This window comes from Bellilinea sp. (genome assembly GCF_034432615.1).
Classification (GTDB): domain Bacteria; phylum Chloroflexota; class Anaerolineae; order Anaerolineales; family Anaerolineaceae; genus Bellilinea.
In genome coordinates, this window is the sequence record NZ_DAOUBL010000309.1 from 1 (window position 1) to 21,148 (window position 21,148).

Consider the following 21,148-nt stretch of genomic DNA (forward strand, 5'->3'; position numbering starts at 1 on the left):
TAGTGACCTCATTTTTGCCTTCCCTTTTACCACAACTGTCCACTTTTCAACTTTATATCTTCAAATGTTAAGAAATCTCCCTGTCCACTTTTCAGCTTTAAACTGTCCAACTTTCAAGTTTAAATAACAAAATTCTTTTTAAGACTTGACTCTGGATTTTGTTAGTGCTATAATAATTATGGAAATTATTTCATTAATGAAAATATTTTCAATAATTAGGAGAATAAATGGTCATACTATCCCCACCAGATGAGCATCGCTTGCTGGTAAAAGTCAGCAGGTCATATTATGAAGAAGTCTTGTTCCAGAATGGCATCAACCTGCGTTTGAACTTTTCATTTTCGCAAATATCAAGATTGCTTCAGCAAGCGCGCAAGAAGGGAATCGTTCAGTTTTTGGTGATCAAATGCCAGCATGTTTTTTCGGAATTTGAGAGCAGGCTGGTAACGCAGTTCAAAATTCTAGAAGCAATCGTTGTTCCGGGCCAGGTTGGAGACTCGGCCGAAAACATTCACCGGCAGCTCGCCATTTCCGCTACTGATTACCTGAAACGAACCCTGAGTGATTCGAGAACCCTGGGAATTTGGAGGCGGCCATCCCTGAACCACCTGGTGGTCTCGCTTCCTCTAATTTGTCGTTTGGGAGTGAAAGTAGTGAAAATACTTGGCCGGGCGGTTGTTGTCCTGATAACCGATTTCGTAACAGCCGAAAGAGTTCTTTTATTTGCACAAATCTATTATTTTTTATTGGAGATCATATGGAAGAACAACAAATTTTTAAGTTGATAGTAAATGTCATTGAAACCGAAAGCCGTGCGGTGGCCAGTTTGATGGATCAGATTAAACCATCCATCTTAAAAGCTATTCAAATCATGTTCAATTGCCAGGGGCATGTAATTGTCTCTGGTTCTGGCACATCTCATGCAGTGGCGCTGCGCTTTGCCCACTTGCTCTCCTGCGTTGGCACGCCAGCCTTCTTCCTTCACCCCGGTGACAGCCAGCACGGCGCTGCCGGGGTTGTTCGCCCTGAAGACGTCTGGGTTGGGATTTCTAAGGGTGGCGAAACAGCAGAAGTTTGTTACCTGGCCGGAATTGCAAAAAAGCGCGGCGCAAAAGTCCTTGCTATTACTGAAAATACCGATTCTACCCTGGGAAAACTGGCCGATCTGACCCTGGAGGTCAAAGCCCCCGAAGGTGTTGACCCCTTTGATATGGTGGCTACCGGCAGTTCGCTGGTCAACTCGGCTTTCTGCGATGCGATTTGCGTTGCGCTGCTTAATCTACGCGGTTACTCGCTCGAACAGTTCGGAGAAACTCACCCGGGTGGAGCGGTAGGACAAAAATTGAAAGGAATCTTATAACGATGCTTGCTGCTTATGTGACTGGTGCAACAAAAATCGAAATCCGCGAGACGCCCACCCCAACCTTACCCGAGGACGGCATTCTACTCTCGGTCAAAGCCTGCGGTGTATGCGGATCGGACCTGCGCCGCTGGCGCGAAGGTCCTTATGCAGGCAGTGAAGATCTGATTGCCGGACATGAAATCTCCGGTGTGGTGGCGGCGGTTGGCTCACGGGTCAGTGATTATTCCATTGGTGAACATCTGGCAATTGCGCCTGATGTCCATTGTGGAAATTGTTATTACTGCAAACATGGTCTTTACAACCTGTGTGACAACTTATGCCTGATTGGAATTACACCCGGCTACAACGGCGGTTTTGCCGAAATGCTCGTCCTGACGGGTGAGATCTTGCGCAATGGCATTGTTCATCGTCCGCCACCTTCCCTCACCCATCCCCAGGCTGCTCTGGCCGAGCCGCTGAGCTCAGTCCTGGCATCGCACGAAACAGCCGGAACCACGCTTGGTGAAACGGTTGTCGTGATGGGGGCGGGACCCATTGGTTGTTTGCACATTGCTGTGGCGCGGGCCAGGGGAGCGCGGGTCATCCTTTCGGAACCAAACGCAGTCCGTCGCCAGATTGCGGAACGCTTTGGCCCTGATTTGATAATTGACCCCATGAGCCAAAATGTTGTGGATGAAGTTCGTCAGGTTACAGGCGGGCGCGGGGCCGATACGGCCATCTGCGCCAACCCCGTAGCAGCCACTCATACCCAGGCGGTGGAAATTGTCCGCAAGCGCGGCAAGGTGATTCTGTTTGGCGGCCTGCCCAAAGCCAACCCGATGACCACGCTGGATGGGAATCGACTGCACTATAACGAAATCCGTGTGATTGGAACATTTTCCTATCACCCGAGTTTTCACGCTCTGGCATTGGAGACTATCGAACGCGGTCTGATCAACAGTGACCATATCATTACCCACTCCTTTCCCCTTGACGAAATTGACCGGGCATTTCAGGTCGCTGCCAGTGGAGAGGCGCTAAAGGTCATGGTTACGATGCCATAATTCTCCATAGAACAGGAAAACAACATGATTGGACTCAACTACGAACTTGAACAACGTGAAGCCTCTGGTCACCCTGTCCGGGTCGGTTTAATTGGTGCCGGGCAGATGGGTACTGATGTAGTAGCTACAACCAGAATGATGAAAGGCATCCGCGTAGTTGTCACGGCAGACATCGACATTGAACGCGCCATCTCGGCTTATAAAATTGCCCAAATTGATGGTGAAATAGTAGTGGCGGAAACCACCGTTCAGGCCGATGAGGCTGTATCTGCTGGAAAACTGGTCGCAGTCCGCGACTATCGTATTGTCACCGACATGAAAAACGTCGATGTCATGCTCGAAGCAACCGGTGTGCCTGAAATTGGAGCGCGGGCGGCTTTACGATCTGCGCGTGCCGGTCAGGATGTGGCGATGATGAATGTGGAAACTGACATTACCGTTGGCCCCATTCTGCACTGGTATGCCCGTCAGAAAGGGGTACTTTATGCGCTGGCTGCCGGGGACGAACCCGCTGCCTGTAAGGAGCTGTATGACCTGGCAGTTGCAATGGGTTTTACGGTGGTCGCCGCGGGGAAGGGTAAAAACAACCCCCTTGACCGGCATGCAACCCCCGCTGACCCAGCTATTCAAAAGGAATCTGCTCGGCGCGGCCTTAGCCCGAACATGCTGATTGAATTCATTGACGGTTCGAAGACGATGATTGAAATGGCCGCCGTTTCCAATGCAACCGGGCTGGTTCCTGATGTGCGTGGCATGCACGGCCCAACCACCGACCGCGACCACCTGAACCAGACATTTGCCTTGAAAGAGGATGGCGGTGTACTCAACAAGATCGGTGTGGTGGATTATGGCATCGGACGGGTGGCCCCGGGCGTATTTCTAATTGTGCGTACCGACCATCCGCGCCTACGCGAAGCAATGATCTTACGCGACATGGGCAACGGTCCTTATTACACCCTGTTTCGTCCTTTTCATCTTTGCAGCATCGAAGTACCCCTCACCTGCGCCATGCTCGCCATCCGCAAAAAGTCCAACATGGCACCGCTTGACCGGCTGGTTTCGGAGGTTTTTGCCGTTGCTAAGCGTGACTTGAATCCCGGAGATACCCTCGATGCGATTGGCGGCACCACCTACTACAGTCTGATAGATACCTACGAAAACGCCAAGGCCGAATGTCTGCTTCCAATTGGTCTGGCCAAAGGCGCAAAAGTGCTTCGACCTGTCAGGGTGGATACCCCCATCACCTGCGCAGATGTAGAAATCATGCCATCCACGGTATTCAGCCTGCGCCAGTTGCAGGAGCAGTGGTTTGAAGGCACACTCAGTGAAGTGGAGCTGCTGAAAGCAATTGATTCGCTGGCAATTGATTGAGTAAAAATAAGGAGAAGAACCATGACCAAAGCAACCCTGGCAGTCATTATTGGCAACCGTGACTTTTTCCCCGACCGGCTTGTTACCGAGGCGCGTGCTGACATTTTGAAACTCTTCAAGGAAATGGATATCGAGCCGGTCATTCTGGATGATAACGCCACAAAATTGGGTGGTGTTGAAACTTGGACGCATGCAAAAATTTGCGCCGAGTTGTTCAAGAAAAACGCCGGGCGGATTGATGGAATCCTGGTAGTTTTACCCAACTTCGGTGATGAAAAAGGCGTGGCAGATACGGTCAAACTCTCCGGGCTGAATGTCCCTATCCTGGTGCAGGCTTATCCGGATGATTTGAATCAACTTACCGTGGAACGTCGCCGTGATGGCTTTTGCGGGAAAATCTCGGTCTGCAACAACTTGCGTCAGTATGGTTATGCATACAGCCTGACCGGCCTGCACACCGTCCATCCACTATCGGATAGTTTCCGTGCTGACCTGACGAAGTTCGTCGGAGTCTGCCGGGTGGTTAAGGGATTGAAAAATGCTCGTTTTGGAGCCATCGGCGCGCGGCCCGGCAACTTCAATACCATGCGCTACAGCGAAAAAATGCTCCAGTCGTTTGGAATAAGCATCATGACCGTTGATTTCTCCGAGCTGTTGGGCAAAGCCGGTAAACTTTCGGATGATGACTCCCGTGTTAAGGACAAATTAGCCGCCATCAAGGGCTACGCCAAACATGATTCTGTTCCTTCTCTGGCGCTGGTGCGCATGGCCAAACTTGGTGTGGTGATTGATGAATGGATGAAGGAGTACGACCTGACCGCCAGTGCAATTCAGTGCTGGACTTCATTGCAACAAAATTACCATATCAATGTTTGCACGTTGATGAGCATGATGAGCGAACATCTTATGCCTTCGGCCTGTGAGGTGGATATTACCGGCGTGGCCTCCATGTATGCCCTGCAACTGGCCTCCGGCTCGCCAAGTGCCCTGGTGGATTGGAACAACAATTACGGTGGTGACCCCGATAAATGTGTCCTGTTCCATTGCGGCAATTGGGCTAAGAGTTTCCTGCCCGATATTGAAATCAAGAATGCTGAAATCCTGGCGACTACCCTGGGTACCGAGAACACCTATGGGGCTGTTGCCGGGCGTGTGCCTGCCGGGCCGATGACCTTTGCCCGAATCAGCACGGACGACACCCAGGGTATCATCCGAACGTATGTGGGCGAAGGTCTATTCACCGATGACCCACTCGAAACTTTCGGCGCGCGCGCTGTTGTTCAAGTCCCCGGCCTGCAAAAACTCATGCACCACATTTGTAAGAACGGCTTCGAGCATCACTGTGCCATGAATGCATCACGCGCTGCTGCCATCCTGGCCAAATCGTTTGAAACCTACTTCGGTTGGGGTGTGTACTATCACATTGGATAATGATGCAAGAAGCAGAAAATCTGGAGAAGGAGGTGATTGTCAAAGGAGAAGATGAGAAATATAGAGGTACAGATTGTCTGCCCAGGCAAAGGAACGAGACAATCTGTACCTGCTGGGTTATGGAAAAACATCCATAACTTCTGTATTTTACCAAACCACCATTTATTCATCAAAAAAGGAGTGAAAAATGAAACAAATCTATCGCTTTCTCTCAGCCTTGTTTGTAGTGGTTTTCCTGCTAACTGCCTGTGCACCTGCTGCCACTACTCCTGGGCAGCCTGCCGCCGATAGTGACAAAAAGCAATATACCATCTGCTTTGCCTTTCAGGATTTGGAAACAGAATTCTGGATGGCCGGGCACAAGGCCATTACCGAGACCTTGAAGTCCAGGAACTACAAAGTCATCGAGGTCAACTCCAATGAAGATGCCAACAAGCAACTGGAGCAGGTCAAGAACTGTATTGCCCAGAAGGTGGACGGCATTATTGTCATTCCGGTAGATGGCTCGATTGCCTTGAAGCTGATTGCCGAAGCCAACAAAGCCAACATCCCGATTGGTATTTTCAACCGCCCCCCTCAAAGCGATGAAGGGAATGCCCTGACGGTTGTGGCAAACAATGAAAAAATTGCTGAAGCGACGGTTGAGTACATGGCGCAGGAAGCCAAAAAACTGGGACGGAAAGTGAAACCGCTGATCATGGTCGGTGACCTGGGTGACCCGAATGCCGTAGGCCGCAAACAGGGCTTCTATAATGTTATTAATAAGTACCCTGATCTGTTCGAAACCCCAGTGGAAGTAGCGACCAAGTGGAATGCCGACGTGGCGCGTGATGGTTTGCAAGCTGCCATGACCGCCAACCCCGATATCGACTTCATTTTTACCTCGTCCGACTTCCTCTATCCGACTATCCGGGGTGTGCTTGAACCGCTGGGCAAGTGGAAGCCGATTGGCGACCCCAACCATGTTATCATGGGTGGACTGGATGGTGACAAGACCGCCTGCTCACTGATGCAGCCTGGCAACGCTTATGTGGATGCTACCGGCGTGCAAGACCTTTACTATGAAGCCGAAACGCTGCTCAATGCCATGATTAAAGCCGTCGAAGCAGGTGAAAAGCAACCCGATGCCTGGCTGGATGACCCCGGGTTTGCTTTAACTCAGGGCAATATGGCTGAACGTGAGCTGGATATGTGGGGTTGCAAACTGTTCCACGGGAAATAAATCCTCTCTTTTCACTCAGTGTGGAGGCTGGTGTTTGCCCGCCTCCACACCTTATCAAAATTTTCCGATTAGAAACCATCTCATCTTACCCATCTGAAACAAAAGGACACGGAATGGCTGTATCACCTCGATTATCTCCCCTAACTTTTGCCAACAGGCTTCAACATCTGCTTCAGCAACTGCTGATGTCGGAATATTTCATCTTTTATCTTTGTCTGGTGCTGTTTGCTGTACTGACACCGTTCATTCCAGTCATCGCCAGTCCATATAACCTGTCGAACCTGTTCTCAAACATCTGGCCGCTCTTTATTGTGGCAATCGGTCAAACTTTTGTGCTGATCATCGCCGGGATTGATTTGTCCCAGGGTGCTATTATCTCCTTCACGAGCGTCCTAGGAGCATCCTTAATCGCGACGAAGGTCGATCCTGCCGTATTTGCTCAGAGCCCGATTTGGGGAAAATTGCTGTTCGAAGATGGGGCTATTCTGGCACACACCTCATTTGGAGTGCCAGCAGCGTTGCTGCTGATGCTTTTGGTTGGTTCGCTGATAGGCTTCTTTAATGGCGTGGTAATTGCTTTTGCACGCATTCCGGCATTCATGGTCACGCTTGTTACTCAAATGTTTTTCGCTGCGCTGGCCATCTATCTGGTCAAATCAGAGAACATTATCAATCTGCCGCAAGGATATACTGCCATTGGAGATGATACCGGTTTTCTCTCTATCCCACTGTTGGTGACGCTGATGCTGGCTTTTCTTGCCCAATTGTTGTTGAGTCGTACCATTTTCGGGCGTTGGCTCTACGCAATAGGCACGAATGTACAGGCGGCAATTATTTCTGGTGTCCCGCAGCGCAGAGTGGTCATTTTAACGTATATGTTCAGCGGATTTTGCGCCGCGCTGGCCTCCATCATATACTCCTCGCGTATGGAAATGGGACGCCCAACCCTTGGAGCACCCTTGCTGCTCGATATTGTCGGTGGAGCCGTGATTGGGGGTTCCAGCCTGGCGGGCGGTAAAGGCAAAGTCATTTGGACCTTTTTCGGTGTCTTGTTCCTGTCCTTGCTTGGCAATGCTCTCTCTTTGCTGAACGTTTCCTTTTTCTGGATTGAAATCGTCAAAGGGTCGGTTATCCTGTTTGCCGCGTTGCTTGATGTGACCCGTACCCGTTTGCTCCAGTATAACGCCTGAAGGATTGAAAACAATGGAAGATTTTATTCTCCGTTTCTGTGAGATTAACAAGAGCTTTTTTGGAGTTAAAGTACTGAAAAATGTCAGCATTGATATTCCGCGACGGCATGTAGTCGGTCTGATTGGCGAAAATGGCGCAGGAAAGTCGACCCTGATGAACATCCTCGGTGGTGTCATCCCGTTTGACAGTGGAAAAATGTTGCTTGATGGGAAAAATTACGCACCTCAGAATCCGGCGCAAGCCGTCAGCGCGGGTATTGCCTTTATCCATCAGGAATTAAATCTGTTCACTAACTTGAGTGTTGCTGAAAATTTCTTTATCAGTGACTTTCCCAAATTGGGAAAAACGCCGTTGATTGACCGTCAACGTATTCGCAAGCGTGCCCAAGAATTTCTCGATCAGGTGAATTTGAAAATTTCGCCGGATATATCTGTGGAGAAACTCTCTCCCGGTGAGCGGCAGCTGGTGGAGGTAGCGAAAGCCCTGAGCCAGGACGCCCGAATTATCATCTTTGACGAACCAACCACTTCATTGACTGCGCGTGAAACAGAACGGCTGTTCGAACTAATTAAGCGGCTGAAATCTGAGGGCAAGACCATCATTTACATCTCTCACATTCTGCGGGACGTACTGCAACTGGCTGATGACATTATTGTCTTGCGCGATGGCGAGGTGGTCAAGTCTGGACCGAAGAGCGAGTTCGATATCCAGACAATGATTTCCTCGATGGTAGGGCGTTACCTTGGCGCGCTTTATCCTGAGCGGGTATCCAAACCAACCGATGAGATTGCCTTGGAAGTACGCCATCTTTCCAGAGCGGGGATTGTCCATGACATTAATTTTTCGTTGCACAAAGGAGAAATTTTGGGTATCTTTGGGCTGATGGGTTCCGGGCGTTCTGAGCTGGCCCAAATCATTTTCGGCCTGGATACTTATGATAAAGGTGAAATCATTATTGAAGGCAATGTAAGTAATCATCGTACCCCAATCAAGAGCGTTCAGCAGAACATTGCCTTCGTGACGGAGAACCGGCGTGAGGAAGGTTTATTGATGACATCCACGGTTGCCGAAAACATGGGACTGGTGGCTCTGCCAAGGTTTTCGATGTCGTTTGCAAGTTTGCTACGACAGGGTTCGTTGGCAGAAGCCATCCGCAATATGGTTTCTCTTCTGCAAATCAGGGTAAATGATGCTTTCAAGAACCAGGCTAAGGGGCTGAGCGGCGGCAACCAGCAGAAAGTAGTCCTGGGCAAGTGGCTGATGAATGATTCATCCATACTCATTGTAGATGAACCCACTCGTGGTGTGGATGTGGGAGCAAAATATGAGATTTATTCTATTCTCAACGAGATGGCCGCCAAAGGAACAGCCATCCTGTTCATTTCTTCTGAGATTGAGGAATTGATTGGAGTTTGCGATCGTATCCTGGTGATGGGAATGGGTGAAATCCTGGGCAACTTTCACAGGGCAGAGTTTAACCGCGAGCAAATCTTGAGAACAGCTTTCCGGGAAGGTGGTTCATGAACACGATCAAGACCAATCATCGTGGGCTTCTCTTTGTGTTGAAAAATATCTCGATTCTGTTGTTCGTGGTTATTTTCGTCGGTTTCAGCCTGTTTAGCCAGCGTTTTTCCTCCATTCGGAACTTCGAAAATATTATCCTGTCTGCTACCGATGTGGGCATCATCGCCATTGGGATGACTTTCGTACTGTTGACCGGTGGGATTGACCTTTCGGTCGGCGCAATCATGTACATCACTGGTGCCGTGCTGGCTATTATGCTTGAAAACGGTGTTAGCATGGCGATTGGAATTCCTTGTGCCATCCTGAGCGGAACATTATGGGGTTGTTTGAATGCCTTTTTGATTAGCAAAGTCAAAATCATCCCGTTTATGGTCACGCTTGGCACCCTTACCGCGGGACGCGGCCTGGGACTTTTGATCACGCATTCACGCCATATTTCTGTGCCGGATGAAATGCGTTTTGGTGCAACACGCATTTTCAACCTGATACCAATCCCGATCATTATCTTTGCTCTAATGGTTCTTCTTGCAGTTATCATCCTGCAGTATACTTCCTTCGGACGGCAGATCTATGCAATGGGAAATGACCCGGAAGCTGCCAAAAAAGCCGGTTTGAACACCGCCCGTCTGACGGCGCTGGTTTATATCCTCAGCGGTTTCTGTGCTGCAATAGCCTCGATCATTTCCATCAGCCAGGTGGGTAGTGTGTCATCCTCCTTTGGGGAGGGGACTGAGTTCCAGGCCATTGCTGCATCAGTCATGGGTGGTACAAGTCTTTTTGGCGGCGTGGGCAATGTATTTCCTGGTACAGTGGTGGGAATCCTGCTCATTCAGATGATTCAGAACGGCCTGATTTTCCTGCGCGTAGATTTGTACTTGCAGGAGATGGTCAAAGCTTTGATCATCCTCTTCGCAGTGTTCATTGATGCTCAGCGAACCAGCCTGATCAGAAGTCTGGAACGCCGCCATATCCGTGTTGAAAAAAGCCCCGCCCTTGCAAGAGGAAGGGAGGAAGTTGACATTCCTGCTTGATCTGGTCAGGAGTTTCTATGAATTTATTCAATCTTGAGATCGGCGCCGCTGGGTGTCACGCTACCCTGTCCGGTTGCGACATTGCATACTTTGCCAAATCTTCGGGCAAATACATGATTGATCTTCCACTTGACCAGTTGAAACAAGGTATGTTCCGGGTTTTTCGCACTGCAGATCGAGGTGAGTCTGAATTTGAAGCACCCCTCCCCAGAAAGAAGGCTTTTGGGTCGAAAAAGATATTGACAATTAGCGTTTCCTCTCGAGCGGCGCGGATTTTACCCGTGATTTGGAAGTATATGGGCAGAAACTTGATGTAATCTGGATCGAAGAGATGCACATTGCACAGAGATGGGAGAAAGTGGCAACTTGAGTATCATCCTGGCTCCTTCAATTCTATCGGCAAATTTTTCCTGCCTTGGTGAGCAGATTGCCGCGCTCGAACAAGGCGGAGCGGATTGGATTCACATTGATGTAATGGACGGTCACTTTGTCCCTAACCTGAGTTTTGGCCCCTCTATTTTGCAAGTGGTCAAAACTCATTGCCGATTACCCCTCGATGTCCACCTGATGATCGCCAACCCGGATTCCTTAATTCCTGCTTTTATTGCTGGTGGTGCAACTCATATTACTGTTCATTTTGAAACCTGCCCGCACCTGTACCGCACCTTACAGAGCATCCGCGAGAGAGAGTGCAAAGCAGGGGTGGCGCTCAACCCCGCCACCCCAGTCGAGGATCTGCGTGAAGTTGCCCATTTGCTGGATTTGGTACTGGTTCTGGGGAATAATCCTGGTTTTTCTGGAAAGGGTTGGTTTCCCGAAATGGCTGCGAAAATTAATCGGGTGGCGCGTTTGTTGGAGCAAGCGGATTCAGCTGCAATCATTCAAGTGGACGGCGGGATGAACGCCCAAACTTTGCCAGAAGCCTATCGAGCTGGGGCGCGTGCTTTTGTCAGCGGAAGTGCTATTTTTGGTCATCCCGGCGGCATTGCAGAAGGGATTCGTTGCTTGCGTGAATGTCTAATCACAAACTGATTTTGTAAGTGAAGTCAACGCTGCTTCAAAAGCCGGGGCTTTTCAGCAGGACATACCAGTCAGTAAGATCATTTACCCAGGGCGGAATGACCGCGACGATCAAGCGCAAGTTGGGGGAAAAGGATTTTTGCGCGTGTATTATTGAGTATGCTGTGATGATCGTAACCCGCTGGTCTGGCGTGTGCTCAGCCGTCAGCCGCTGGTGCTACGTTGGCTTTCCTCACTTACAACCAACCGGACGGTGCATTCATCGAGGTGGTCATTCAGGTCACTGCGCTTTTTGGGGTGGGTTGGCTGTTGAAGGACAAACCCTCCCGGCCTGAAAACGGTCTCCTGTTTGAGAGTAATCTTTTAATTTGGGATTGCAACGCTTTCTGGCACATGACTGCGGCGAATGCGTTTTCTGGTGTTGTTTTCGATGTATTTTTTCTTGGATTTGGCGAGGATCTGCTTTCTCGGGTGTAGAAAAAATCGTGGCTGAATTCTGCTTTCGCCAAGCTCTTCAATTTCTTTGGCGCGAAGTGGAGTTGGGGAATTCTCCATGCTGCAGGGTTGTTTGAGCCTATACATGCCCTCAATCTTGCCAGAATGATCAATGGCCGCTGGCAACCAGCGTTATGGTCGGGTTTTTGGACATTCTTCAGCGGCCTGGTCTTTGGCTTTGTATGCGAGAAAACAGCCAGTAATGCAGCGCCAACCCTTTTCAACGGCCTTCCGCAGGCGATTGTTTCTGCCCTGCTTAGACTTTGACTTGAGCTTGTAGCGAGGTGTAATTACGATCAATAAATGATACAATCATTGTAAGAGAATTGTTATGCAAGCGACCACGTTTTGGAAAACCATTACGATGGATCAAGAAAATCTGTTGGAAAAGGTGTTGGAATTTTTCCACCAGCATCACATCCGATTTTGTGTAATCGGCGGGCAGGCAGTCAATGCTTATGCTGAACCTTTGGTCAGTTTAGATTTGGACATTGTTGTGGCCGTTGACTCGATGGATGAATTGGAGCGGCTCATCCGCGCCCATTTTGTCGTCCACCGTTTGCCGCACAGCCTCGACATTTCACTGCCGGGTTCCGCCCTGCGGGTACAGATTCAGACAGATGAGCGCTATGCATCCTTTGTAGAACGTGCCGAAATTCGGGAAGTATTGGGTCTAAAACTGCCGGTTGCCGCTTTGGAAGACGTATTGCAGGGAAAAATTTGGGCAGCCTCCGATCCAGAACGGCGCGGCAGCAGGCGGCAAAAAGACCTGGCGGACATTGCCCGTTTGATTGAACAATATCCTCACCTGAAGGAACTGGTCCCGCCGGAAATATTGGGTAAGTTGGTATGAAGCCGTACTCATCCCAAAATGTGTTTGCTGTGTAAAAAAAATTTCCTTCTTGACATTTCTGTCAATTTCCTTATACTTTCAATCAGCATGAATCGTCTCTTCCTCTTTGTCAAGAAGCAAACCAAGCGCATCGGCCCCTTCCCTTCGGGCAGGCGGGTTTGCGGCGTTTAAGAGACGACTTCTTTTACGCTCTGGTCTGACACAAACTCCCCCTCGCCCGGGGAGTTTTTATTTTTATGTGGTTGGGAGGTCGTTTTACAATGGCAGAAATTCTGGACAGTACCCTGCGCGAAGGGGAACAGACCCCGCTGGTCAACTTCACCGTGGAGGAAAAGGTTGAGATTGCCCGTCTGCTGGACGCGGTGGGCGTGGAGATGATCGAAGCCGGCGATCCCAGCGTCTCGCCCAAGGTGTTTGAGGCGGTTCGGCGCATCGCCGGGCTGGGCTTGAAGGCCGAGGTGGTGGCTCACTCGCTGGCCACCCGCAGCGGAATCGAGAAGGCGCACGCCGCCGGCGCGGCGCGGGTCGCCATTTTCTACCCGACCTCGCGCATTCATCTGCAAAACAAGCTGGGCAAGGATGAGGATGCCGCCCTGCAGACCATCACCGAACACATCCGCTTTGCGCGCAGCCTGGGGCTGAAGGTGCGCTACACCCCCGAAGACGCCAGCCGCACCGATTTTGACTTTCTGGTGCGGGTCTGCAATGCTGCCATCGAAGCCGGCGCCGACCGTATCAGCTTTGCCGATACGCTGGGCGTCCTGCGCCCGCATGAAACCTACGAGCGTGTCAAAGCCCTGCGCGCCCGTCTGCTGCCCTGCAAAATGGATCTGCACTGCCACAACGATTTTGGGCTGGCGCTGGCCAACGCACTGGAAGGCCTGCGCGCCGGCGCCGACTGCATTCACACCACCGTCAACGGCATGGGCGAACGCGCCGGCATCCCCGATCTGGCCGAGGCGGCGCTGGCGCTCAACCGCTGGCTGGGGGTGGAGCATTACGATTTACGCGCCCTGCCGGCGCTTTCGGCGTATGTCGAGCGCGTTTCCGGCTTTTTTGTGGCGCCCAACAAACCGGTTACCGGCCTGAACGCCTTTTCGCACAAATCTGGGGTGCATACCAACGGCGTGCTGAAAGACCCGCGCACCTACGAAAGCGTTGACCCGGCTCTGCTGGGGCGCGAACGGCGCATTGTGATTGACAAATACACCGGCAAAAAAGCGGTTGCGGCCAGGCTGGAAGAGTACGGCTTGCAGGTTCAGCCGGACGAGCTGGAGCGCATCGTCGAAGAAATCAAAACCATCGGTGATGAGCGCAAAATTCTGCACGATGCCGATATTCTGGAAATTGCCGAGCAGGTCACCGGCCGGCGGCTGGACATCTTCCCCCGCGACATCAACGCCATTGTGATGATTGCGGTCGAATCGCACGTGTATACCGGCGCAGTGGTGCGCCGGCTGAAAAACCTCAAATATGTGTTCAATGTCTATGAAATCACCGGTGAACAGGACATTGCCGCCTACATTAAGGTACCCACCACGCTGGAACTGAACAATTTTATTGAAGAATTACGCACCATGCCGGGCGTCAAACAGACCGAAACGCGGGTGGTGCTGAAAAAACACGCCGATAACGGTTTTTAGGAGGAGACAAAACATGGGTACACTGATCGAGGAAATCTTTTCGCAGCGCGCCGGCCGGCGGGTAAGCGCCGGTGAAATCGTCCTGCTGGATGTGGATTACATGATGAGCCACGACAACACCACTCCGCTGGCGATCAAGGCCTTTCGCGAAATCGGCAAGCCGATCCGCGATGCGGATAAAATCGTGATTCACTTTGACCACGCCTACCCGGCGCCCAACCTGCAGGCGGCTGAAAATCAGGCGCGCATCATGCAGTTCATCCGCGAGCAGGGCATCCGCCATTTTTACCGGCGTGGGGTGTGCCATCAGGTGATGATCGAGGAGGGTTTTGTGCGCCCCGGCGGGGTGGTCATCGGCGCCGATTCGCACACCGTCACCTACGGCGCGTTGGGCTGTTTTTCTACCGGGCTGGGTTCCAGCGAGGTCGGCGCGGCCTGGGTGACGGGCAAGTGCTGGTTCAAAACCCCGCCTACCATCCTCATCCGGCTGGAAGGCCGGCCGCAGCCGGGCGTTTATGCCAAGGATGTCATGCTGTATGTGGTCGGGCAGATGGGCATGGACGGGGCCACCTACCGGGCTTTGGAATTTGAAGGTTCCTACTGCCGCAGTCTGCCGGTGCATGAGCGGCTGGTGTTCAGCAATATGTCGGTGGAGGTGGGCGCCAAATGCGGTTTGTTTGTGCCGGACGAGATCACCTTGGACTACCTGCAAACCCAGACCAAAGCCGCCTCGCCTTATGACCTGCCCCAGCCGGTCAACCCGCGCTATGAGCGGGTGATCGAGGTGGATGTTTCGGCGCTGGAGCCGCAGGTTGCCTGTCACCCGGATGTGGATCAGGTGCGCCCGCTGCACGAGGCGGCCGGCCTGCCGGTGGATCAGGTGTTCATCGGCACCTGCACCAACGGGCGGTATGAGGACCTGGAAATTGCCGCCGCCATTTTGCGCGGGCGGCAGGTTCACCCCTACACGCGCGTGCTGGTCACACCGGTCAGCCAGACGGTGTATGAAAAAGCGCTGGCCAACGGGTTGATTCAAATCTTTCTGGAGGCCGGCTGCACGGTCAATGCACCCGGCTGCGGCGCCTGCATCGGGCGGCACGGCGGGGTGCTGGCGGCCGGCGAACGCGCCTTCACCACTATGAACCGCAACTTCATCGGGCGGATGGGCAGCCCGCAGGCCGAAATCTACCTCGGCAGCCCGGCTGCCGCCGCAGCAACCGCCATCGAAGGGCGGATTGCCGTCCCCCGCCCGTACCTGTCCAACCTGAATTTTGCCTGAAGGCGGCAGGTTGGCGATAATCGTCCATGCCCCTGCACCTCCCCCAAAATCGCTCTGCGGAATTTTGGGGAGGCGGGAGGGGTCCGAAAATGGTCAATTTGGAAATGGACGATCTTGAAAGGATGTTACCCAACGAATAAGGAGAGCTACCATGGGACGCGTTTGGAAATTTGGTGATAACCTGAACACGGATGAAATCATCCCGGCGCGCTACAACATCACCATTGATGAAAAAGAACTGGCCGCCAAAGCCTTTTGCGAAATCCGCCCGGAGTTTGCCGCCGCCGTTCAGCCCGGGGACGTAATTCTGGCCGGCTGGAACTTCGGCTGCGGCTCATCGCGCGAACATGCCCCGATTGCCCTGCGCGGCACGAGGGTACAGTGTGTGATTGCCGCTTCTTTTGCGCGCATCTTCTTCCGCAACGCCATCAACATCGGCCTGCCCATCCTCGAATGCCCGGCAGCGCTGGAAATTTCGGAGGGCAGTATCGTTGAAGTGGACCTGGCGGGTGGGTTGATTCACGACCGCACCAGCGGCAAGAGTTATCAGGCTCAACCGCTGCCGCCGTTTGTGCTCAAAATTGTGGCGGCCGGCGGGCTGGTCAATTTTCTCAGAAATCATGACATCGAGGAATTGACCGCATGATCCGGGCCGCGAGTGCTTACCGCATTGCGCTGCTGCCGGGCGACGGCATCGGCGGCGAGGTGCTGGATGCTGCCGTTCGGGTGCTGGAGTCGCTGCCGCTGGGCTGGGACTGGCAGACCGGCGAAATCGGCTGGGGGGCGTACACGCGGCACGGCACGCCCCTGCCGGAAGAAACCCTGCAGCTGGTGCAGGCCTGCGATGCGGCCCTGTTCGGCGCGGTGACTACCCCGCCGGACGTGCCGGGCTACCGCTCGCCGGTGGTGCGCCTGCGGCAGGAGCTGGATTTGTACGCCAACATCCGCCCGTGCCGTTCGATTCCCCATCCCGCTTCGCGGCCGGGGGTCAATCTGATCATCGTGCGCGAGAACACCGAGGATGCCTACACCGGCGCGGAAGAATTGAGCGCCGACGGCGAAACCGCGCTGGGGCAGATTCGCATCACGCGACGCGCCTCGCAGCGGGTCATGCGCGCTGCCTGCCGGCTGGCGGAGCAGCGCGGCTTGCGACGGGTGACAGTGGTTCACAAAGCCAACGTACTGCGTCAGACCAGTGGTCTGTTCCGCCGCACCGCGCTCGAAACCGCCGCCGAATTCCCGGACCTGCAGGTGGACGAAATGCTGGTGGATACCTGCGCGATGGAGCTGATTCGCGCGCCGGAGCAGTTCGGTGTGATTGTGACCACCAACCTGTTCGGCGATATCTTAAGCGATGAAGCCTCGGCGCTCGTCGGCGGGTTGGGGCTGGCCTGTTCGGCCAACCTCGGCGAGCGCCATGCCGTATTCGAGCCGGTTCACGGCAGCGCGCCGGGGCTGGCCGGCCGGGGGGTTGCCAACCCGCTGGCGATGATCGGCAGCGCGGCGCTGATGCTGGATTTTCTGGGCGAAGGGGAGTGGGCCGCCCGGCTGCAGGCGGCGGTGGAGGCGGTCATCCGCGCCGGGCAGGTGACGTCGGATTTGGGCGGGAAACTTACCACCCAGCAGACGGCCGAGGCGGTCATTCAGGTGATCTTTTCAGAGCAGTGAGGAGAAAATACTATGCGTGTAGGTTTTCTTTTTACCCGTCTGCGGGCGGAGGAAAAGTACTTGCTGGAAGAGCTCCACCGCCGCCCGAATGTGGAAGTGGTCATGATCAACGACGATGAGGTATTCTACGAAATTGCCGAACTTCCGGCGGCGGTGGATGTGCTGTTTGAGCGTTCGGTTTCGTATTCGCGCGGGCTGTACATCAGCCGCATCTTTGCCGCGCACGGCGTGCCGGTAGTCAACCCGCCGCCGGTAGCCGAACGCTGCGGTGATAAATACGTCACCAGCCAGCTGCTGGTGCGGGCGGGCATTCCTACCCCGCGCGTGCTGATGGCGTTCAGCGAGCAGTCGGCGCTGGCGGCCTGCGATGCACTGGGCTACCCGTGCGTGCTCAAGCCGGTCATCGGCTCGTGGGGGCGGCTGCTGGCAAAGGCCGATGACCGCGCCGCCGCCGAAGCGATCATCGAACACAAAGCCACGCTGGGCGGCGTGCAGCACCAGATTTTCTACATTCAGGAGTACATCCCCAAGCCGGGGCGCGACATCCGCGCTTTTGTAATTGGCGATGAGCCGATTGGCGCCATCTACCGCACCTCGCCCAACTGGATCACCAACACGGCGCGCGGCGGACAGGCCAGCAACTGCCCGGTCACGCCGGAAATGGGCGAGTTGTGCGTGCAGGCGGCGCGCGCCATCGGCGGCGGCATGCTGGCGATTGACCTGCTGGAAGACCCGCAGCGCGGTTTGCTGGTCAACGAAGTCAACCACACCATGGAGTTCCGCAACAGCATTGCCACCACGGGTGTCAACATCCCGGCGCGGATGGTGGACTATGTGCTGGCGCAGGCCAGGTAGTAATTCGCTTCAAATCATTTCGTCGGGTGAATGCACCGCTATCACCCCCCTCAGACGGTCTATCTGTTCCCGGTCGCGGGTGACCAATGTGGAAGCAAAACGCAAAGCGGCTGCTCCATAGACGGCATCCGCACCGCGCAGTTTGCACTGCTCGGCCAGTTGAACGGCTGTTTCGGCGGTGGCTTCATCCAGCGAAACAAACACCTGATGGGGCAATCTTTTGATGCTTTCTACAAAACGCCGGATATTCTCACTTTTTTCTCCAGCTCTTGCCAGCACTGCAGCAAGTTCAGGCAGTAAAAGCGTTGGTGAAATGATCGGTTCACGTCCATGCTGGACTTTTTGAAGAAAAGCCACACTTTGTGGGTTTCCTTCTTCTTGCGGACGAAAGGCGTTGATCCACACACTGGCGTCAATGGTGACCGGGCTCATCCTCTTACCTCATCCAGTAGTTCAGCAGTTGAGCGGGTGGTTTGCCACTCTAATTGGTTGCCTGCTTGAAAAAGTGCATCCCAGGCGTCTGGAGTGGATAACGAAGACGATGGCTCCAGGGGAATCATCAGTGCAACCGGGCGGCCGCGAATAGAAATCACATACCGCGTCCCGCGTTGCACATTTCGCACAATTTCACCCGCCTTGGCTTTTAGCGTTCGTATCCCTACGGTTTCGGGCATCGTCTCCTCCAAAGTTTGTAATCACTTTTGAGACTACTTTATAACAAATCGAAGGGATTGTCAAGGTTATGGGTATTCCACCTCAATCTGATCGGATTCGATGGCGCGCTTAGCGGAAATCCTTCAAGCGGGCGTTGAAGCCCCGATCGAGTGAGAAGGCCAGCATTGCAAATGCCAGCCCGGTGATCAGCAGCAGGCTGATCGGGATGATGTACCAGTAATGTAAGTTCTGAAAAGCTCCGATGGTTATGGCTTCCTTATGGATCTAAAGAGGAGTCGGGCTTGGCGGGTTTCTTTCTTCACTTACTTAGAAGGCGGTGGCGACTGGATGAGTTGTCCCACCTTATCCGGCAGTTTACTCGTTTGGTGGGCTGAATTGCGTTGAGACCAATACCCGCCCGGAAAGGCGTGGATGGGTGAAGGAGCAGATTAAGCCACCGGGATGCTGCTTTCAGGGTGGGGCAGCAGGGCAGTACGCGGCAGGTTGGCCAATTCAGCCAGCAGCAGGCTCAGCTGCCGGCGCTGGGCGGCATCCAGCGTTGCTTCACGGGAGGTGATATACGTCAGTGCGTCCGGGAAGGTAAAGACTTTTACTTCCGGATGGACAGGCTGGTAGTGTTTGGTGTGACGAGGAAAAGCCAGAATCGGCCTGACCGAAACACCCAACCGCTTTTCAAGAGCCTGAGTGCCCGCCAGGAGTGCAATCGCCGGGTCGTGGAAGTCTTTTGAGCGCGGGTCTTGATAATTGACGCGGATGGCAAAAATACCGCCAGGGCCGAGCAGCACCATAGGCAGCGCCTGAGTCGGGTCATCGGCGAAAATATCCGGAAAGAGCAGCCAGTCATCGTTCAAACTGCCAAAAGCAGCGGCAATCTGCTTGCGGCTGGCTTTGAATTCATCCGGCGGGGTTTCCACTTCATTGCGCAGGATAGACATTAATTTGGGGTAAGTCAGGGCGCGTGTGCTGATTCCCAAAGTACGGCAGGCCAGGGTGAAAATGAGCCAGGCGATGAAGACGATCAAAATGGCGGCAGCCTGTGCCTCTCTGTACGGCATTCCCATTCGATTGAGGACGTTCTGATAGAAAAAAGCGAGGAAAAACAGTACAACCCCGATGATTCCCATCACAAATGAAAAGCGAACCAGCCAGAAAGGCAGACTGGCTTCTTTTTCTCTGGAAATCAGTTTTTTACGTTCCTGCTCGGGGCGTTCAAAGGCACGCATTTGAATCCATTCTAAAGGGGATTAGAGGTAGTTTTCAATGAATGGAAAAGCCGACTTGACCAGTGCAACCACGTCCTGTGGAGTTTCCAGTTCCAATGCCTGGCGGGCAACGGCCTGTGCCTCCTTCTGAGAAAGCTGGCGGATAATCTGCTTTGCGGCGGGGATTTCAGCAGGGTTCATGCTCAACTCGTCCATACCCATGCCCACCAGCAATGGTATCGCCAGCGGATCACCGCCCAATTCGCCACAGATGCCCACTTTTTTCCCGTTGCGGTGTGCGCCTTCGATGACCGATTGGATCAGGGTCAATACTGCTGGGTCAAAACCACTTGCCAGATCGGTTAAGACGGAATTGGTGCGGTCAACTGCAAGGGTGTACTGGGTTAAATCGTTGGTGCCGATTGAGAAGAAGTCCACTTCGCGCGCCAGATGGCGGGCCATCAGCGCAGCGGCGGGGATCTCGATCATAATGCCGATTGGGATGCGTAGAGGAACGCTGTACCCTTCGGCGACCAGTTCAGCGCGGCATTCGGAGATGACGGCTTTGGCAGCGTGAATCTCGGCGGCTTTGGTGACCATCGGGAACATCAGATACAGATTTCCGTAAGAGGCTGCCCGCAAAGCCGCCCGAATCTGTGCTTTGAAGAGCGGCAAATTTCGCAGGCACAAACGCAAACCGCGCACTCCCAGAAATGGGTTCAGTTCATATGGCAGTTCGAGGTAAGGCAGTTGCTTATCGCCGCCGATATCCAGCGTGCGCAGAATGACCGGCTTGTTACCAAAGGATTGGAGGATGGTTTTATATTTTTCGTACTGAACATCCTCGTCCGGCAGCGTTTCGCAATCCAGATAAATGAATTCTGTCCTGAGCAGGCCTACCCCTTCAGCGCCGTTTTGAACCGCTTCTTTGATGTCTTGGATGTTATCGTTGGCGATGTTGGCAACCACTTCCACACTGCAGCCGTCTTGCGTCACAGCGGGGCGGTGTGCTTCGCGAAAGGCTGCATCTAAAAACTGACGGCGTTTAATTTGCATCTGCTCGTAGGTGTGAATGGTTTCTGTATCCGGCTCAAGTATGAGTTTGCCTTCATAACCATCCAAAATGGCGGGTGTGCCTGTTGGAAGGTCAAGCAGGCGGGCGGGAATGCCGACTATGGCGGGAATACCCAGACTGCGCGAGAGGATGGCGGTATGTGATGTCGTCCCGCCCTCGACGGTGCAAAAGCCGCGTACCAGCCGGCGATCGAGCAGCAGACATTCC

General features: G+C 53.4%; 22 protein-coding genes. 17 read left to right on the plus strand and 5 right to left on the minus strand.

What is annotated here, in order from left to right; genetic code table 11:
• Positions 1 to 227: 227 nt before the first annotated feature.
• The 11 genes from VAE48_RS13920 (at position 228) to rpe (ending at position 11,208) form a co-directional block, all read left to right on the plus strand.
• Positions 228 to 785, plus strand: a complete 558-nt coding sequence (locus VAE48_RS13920) for a sugar-binding domain-containing protein (protein WP_322793931.1) — start codon at positions 228 to 230, stop codon at positions 783 to 785.
• Positions 758 to 1,360 (plus strand): SIS domain-containing protein, encoded by a 603-nt coding sequence (locus tag VAE48_RS13925; protein ID WP_322793932.1) that lies wholly within the window; start codon positions 758 to 760, stop codon positions 1,358 to 1,360. Before VAE48_RS13920 ends, VAE48_RS13925 begins: the two co-directional genes overlap by 28 nt.
• Before the next feature lie 2 nt (positions 1,361 to 1,362).
• Complete coding sequence (locus tag VAE48_RS13930; RefSeq protein ID WP_322793933.1) at positions 1,363 to 2,406, plus strand: zinc-binding dehydrogenase; 1,044 nt, start codon at positions 1,363 to 1,365, stop codon at positions 2,404 to 2,406.
• 24 nt (positions 2,407 to 2,430) lie between these two features.
• Entirely contained in the window at positions 2,431 to 3,777 is a 1,347-nt protein-coding gene (locus tag VAE48_RS13935; protein ID WP_322793934.1) for an NAD(P)H-dependent oxidoreductase, read from the plus strand.
• 21 nt (positions 3,778 to 3,798) lie between these two features.
• Positions 3,799 to 5,208: an L-fucose/L-arabinose isomerase family protein gene (locus VAE48_RS13940; protein WP_322793935.1), complete on the plus strand. Its 1,410-nt coding sequence runs from the start codon at positions 3,799 to 3,801 to the stop codon at positions 5,206 to 5,208.
• Between the two features lie 187 nt (positions 5,209 to 5,395).
• Positions 5,396 to 6,430, plus strand: coding sequence for a sugar ABC transporter substrate-binding protein (locus VAE48_RS13945; protein WP_322793936.1), 1,035 nt, complete (start codon positions 5,396 to 5,398; stop codon positions 6,428 to 6,430).
• Between the two features lie 113 nt (positions 6,431 to 6,543).
• Positions 6,544 to 7,620 carry an ABC transporter permease gene (locus tag VAE48_RS13950; RefSeq protein WP_322793937.1) on the plus strand — a complete coding sequence of 359 codons (1,077 nt, stop codon included), beginning with the start codon at positions 6,544 to 6,546 and terminating at the stop codon, positions 7,618 to 7,620.
• A 13-nt stretch (positions 7,621 to 7,633) separates the two neighbouring features.
• Positions 7,634 to 9,145, plus strand: coding sequence for a sugar ABC transporter ATP-binding protein (locus VAE48_RS13955; RefSeq protein WP_322793938.1), 1,512 nt, complete (start codon positions 7,634 to 7,636; stop codon positions 9,143 to 9,145).
• Entirely contained in the window at positions 9,142 to 10,176 is a 1,035-nt protein-coding gene (locus VAE48_RS13960; RefSeq protein ID WP_322793939.1) for an ABC transporter permease, read from the plus strand. The genes VAE48_RS13955 and VAE48_RS13960 overlap by 4 nt, the downstream gene beginning before the upstream one ends.
• Positions 10,177 to 10,193: 17 nt before the next feature.
• Positions 10,194 to 10,493 carry a hypothetical protein gene (locus VAE48_RS13965; protein WP_322793940.1) on the plus strand — a complete coding sequence of 100 codons (300 nt, stop codon included), beginning with the start codon at positions 10,194 to 10,196 and terminating at the stop codon, positions 10,491 to 10,493.
• A gap of 49 nt (positions 10,494 to 10,542) precedes the next feature.
• Positions 10,543 to 11,208, plus strand: a complete 666-nt coding sequence (gene rpe, locus VAE48_RS13970) for a ribulose-phosphate 3-epimerase (protein WP_322793941.1) — start codon at positions 10,543 to 10,545, stop codon at positions 11,206 to 11,208.
• 351 nt (positions 11,209 to 11,559) lie between these two features.
• Here the strand turns inward: rpe and VAE48_RS13975 are convergent, their stop codons facing one another.
• Entirely contained in the window at positions 11,560 to 11,817 is a 258-nt protein-coding gene (locus VAE48_RS13975) for a hypothetical protein (RefSeq protein ID WP_322793942.1), read from the minus strand.
• A 238-nt stretch (positions 11,818 to 12,055) separates the two neighbouring features.
• Between VAE48_RS13975 and VAE48_RS13980 the strand changes: the two genes are divergently transcribed.
• The 6 genes from VAE48_RS13980 (at position 12,056) to lysX (ending at position 17,989) form a co-directional block, all read left to right on the plus strand.
• Entirely contained in the window at positions 12,056 to 12,544 is a 489-nt protein-coding gene (locus VAE48_RS13980) for a nucleotidyl transferase AbiEii/AbiGii toxin family protein (protein WP_322793943.1), read from the plus strand.
• A 260-nt stretch (positions 12,545 to 12,804) separates the two neighbouring features.
• The gene (locus tag VAE48_RS13985) at positions 12,805 to 14,187 is read left to right on the plus strand and encodes an Lrp/AsnC ligand binding domain-containing protein (RefSeq protein ID WP_322793944.1); all 1,383 of its coding nucleotides are present in this window, start codon (positions 12,805 to 12,807) and stop codon (positions 14,185 to 14,187) included.
• A 13-nt stretch (positions 14,188 to 14,200) separates the two neighbouring features.
• Positions 14,201 to 15,466: a 3-isopropylmalate dehydratase large subunit gene (locus VAE48_RS13990; RefSeq protein ID WP_322793945.1), complete on the plus strand. Its 1,266-nt coding sequence runs from the start codon at positions 14,201 to 14,203 to the stop codon at positions 15,464 to 15,466.
• A gap of 151 nt (positions 15,467 to 15,617) precedes the next feature.
• Positions 15,618 to 16,112, plus strand: a complete 495-nt coding sequence (locus tag VAE48_RS13995) for a 3-isopropylmalate dehydratase small subunit (protein WP_322793946.1) — start codon at positions 15,618 to 15,620, stop codon at positions 16,110 to 16,112.
• Positions 16,109 to 17,134 (plus strand): isocitrate/isopropylmalate dehydrogenase family protein, encoded by a 1,026-nt coding sequence (locus VAE48_RS14000; RefSeq protein WP_322793947.1) that lies wholly within the window; start codon positions 16,109 to 16,111, stop codon positions 17,132 to 17,134. Before VAE48_RS13995 ends, VAE48_RS14000 begins: the two co-directional genes overlap by 4 nt.
• A gap of 12 nt (positions 17,135 to 17,146) precedes the next feature.
• A complete protein-coding gene (gene lysX, locus VAE48_RS14005) occupies positions 17,147 to 17,989 on the plus strand; it encodes a lysine biosynthesis protein LysX (protein WP_322793948.1) in 843 nt (280 codons plus the stop codon).
• Between the two features lie 9 nt (positions 17,990 to 17,998).
• On the opposite strand, the gene VAE48_RS14010 is transcribed toward lysX, so the two are convergent.
• From VAE48_RS14010 to ptsP, 4 genes are all read right to left on the minus strand, one after another.
• A complete protein-coding gene (locus VAE48_RS14010) occupies positions 17,999 to 18,421 on the minus strand; it encodes a type II toxin-antitoxin system VapC family toxin (RefSeq protein WP_322793949.1) in 423 nt (140 codons plus the stop codon).
• The gene (locus VAE48_RS14015; RefSeq protein ID WP_322793950.1) at positions 18,418 to 18,663 is read right to left on the minus strand and encodes a type II toxin-antitoxin system prevent-host-death family antitoxin; all 246 of its coding nucleotides are present in this window, start codon (positions 18,661 to 18,663) and stop codon (positions 18,418 to 18,420) included. The genes VAE48_RS14010 and VAE48_RS14015 overlap by 4 nt, the downstream gene beginning before the upstream one ends.
• A 429-nt stretch (positions 18,664 to 19,092) precedes the next feature.
• Entirely contained in the window at positions 19,093 to 19,887 is a 795-nt protein-coding gene (locus VAE48_RS14020) for a hypothetical protein (protein WP_322793951.1), read from the minus strand.
• Positions 19,888 to 19,908: 21 nt separating this feature from the next.
• On the minus strand, positions 19,909 to 21,148 hold a 1,240-nt coding region (gene ptsP, locus VAE48_RS14025), incomplete at its 5' end, for a phosphoenolpyruvate--protein phosphotransferase (RefSeq protein WP_322793952.1).

Bases quoted from the DNA above. Each gene is read 5' to 3' on its own strand.
- VAE48_RS13920 (WP_322793931.1), top strand. From the start codon at position 228: ATGGTCATACTATCCCCACCAGATGAGCATCGCTTGCTGGTAAAAGTC.
- VAE48_RS13925 (WP_322793932.1), top strand. From the start codon at position 758: ATGGAAGAACAACAAATTTTTAAGTTGATAGTAAATGTCATTGAAACC.
- VAE48_RS13930 (WP_322793933.1), top strand. From the start codon at position 1,363: ATGCTTGCTGCTTATGTGACTGGTGCAACAAAAATCGAAATCCGCGAG.
- VAE48_RS13935 (WP_322793934.1), top strand. From the start codon at position 2,431: ATGATTGGACTCAACTACGAACTTGAACAACGTGAAGCCTCTGGTCAC.
- VAE48_RS13940 (WP_322793935.1), top strand. From the start codon at position 3,799: ATGACCAAAGCAACCCTGGCAGTCATTATTGGCAACCGTGACTTTTTC.
- VAE48_RS13945 (WP_322793936.1), top strand. From the start codon at position 5,396: ATGAAACAAATCTATCGCTTTCTCTCAGCCTTGTTTGTAGTGGTTTTC.
- VAE48_RS13950 (WP_322793937.1), top strand. From the start codon at position 6,544: ATGGCTGTATCACCTCGATTATCTCCCCTAACTTTTGCCAACAGGCTT.
- VAE48_RS13955 (WP_322793938.1), top strand. From the start codon at position 7,634: ATGGAAGATTTTATTCTCCGTTTCTGTGAGATTAACAAGAGCTTTTTT.
- VAE48_RS13960 (WP_322793939.1), top strand. From the start codon at position 9,142: ATGAACACGATCAAGACCAATCATCGTGGGCTTCTCTTTGTGTTGAAA.
- VAE48_RS13965 (WP_322793940.1), top strand. From the start codon at position 10,194: ATGAATTTATTCAATCTTGAGATCGGCGCCGCTGGGTGTCACGCTACC.
- VAE48_RS13980 (WP_322793943.1), top strand. From the start codon at position 12,056: ATGGATCAAGAAAATCTGTTGGAAAAGGTGTTGGAATTTTTCCACCAG.
- VAE48_RS13985 (WP_322793944.1), top strand. From the start codon at position 12,805: ATGGCAGAAATTCTGGACAGTACCCTGCGCGAAGGGGAACAGACCCCG.
- VAE48_RS13990 (WP_322793945.1), top strand. From the start codon at position 14,201: ATGGGTACACTGATCGAGGAAATCTTTTCGCAGCGCGCCGGCCGGCGG.
- VAE48_RS13995 (WP_322793946.1), top strand. From the start codon at position 15,618: ATGGGACGCGTTTGGAAATTTGGTGATAACCTGAACACGGATGAAATC.
- VAE48_RS14000 (WP_322793947.1), top strand. From the start codon at position 16,109: ATGATCCGGGCCGCGAGTGCTTACCGCATTGCGCTGCTGCCGGGCGAC.
- lysX (WP_322793948.1), top strand. From the start codon at position 17,147: ATGCGTGTAGGTTTTCTTTTTACCCGTCTGCGGGCGGAGGAAAAGTAC.
- VAE48_RS14010 (WP_322793949.1), bottom strand. From the start codon at position 18,421: ATGAGCCCGGTCACCATTGACGCCAGTGTGTGGATCAACGCCTTTCGT.
- VAE48_RS14015 (WP_322793950.1), bottom strand. From the start codon at position 18,663: ATGCCCGAAACCGTAGGGATACGAACGCTAAAAGCCAAGGCGGGTGAA.
- VAE48_RS14020 (WP_322793951.1), bottom strand. From the start codon at position 19,887: ATGCGTGCCTTTGAACGCCCCGAGCAGGAACGTAAAAAACTGATTTCC.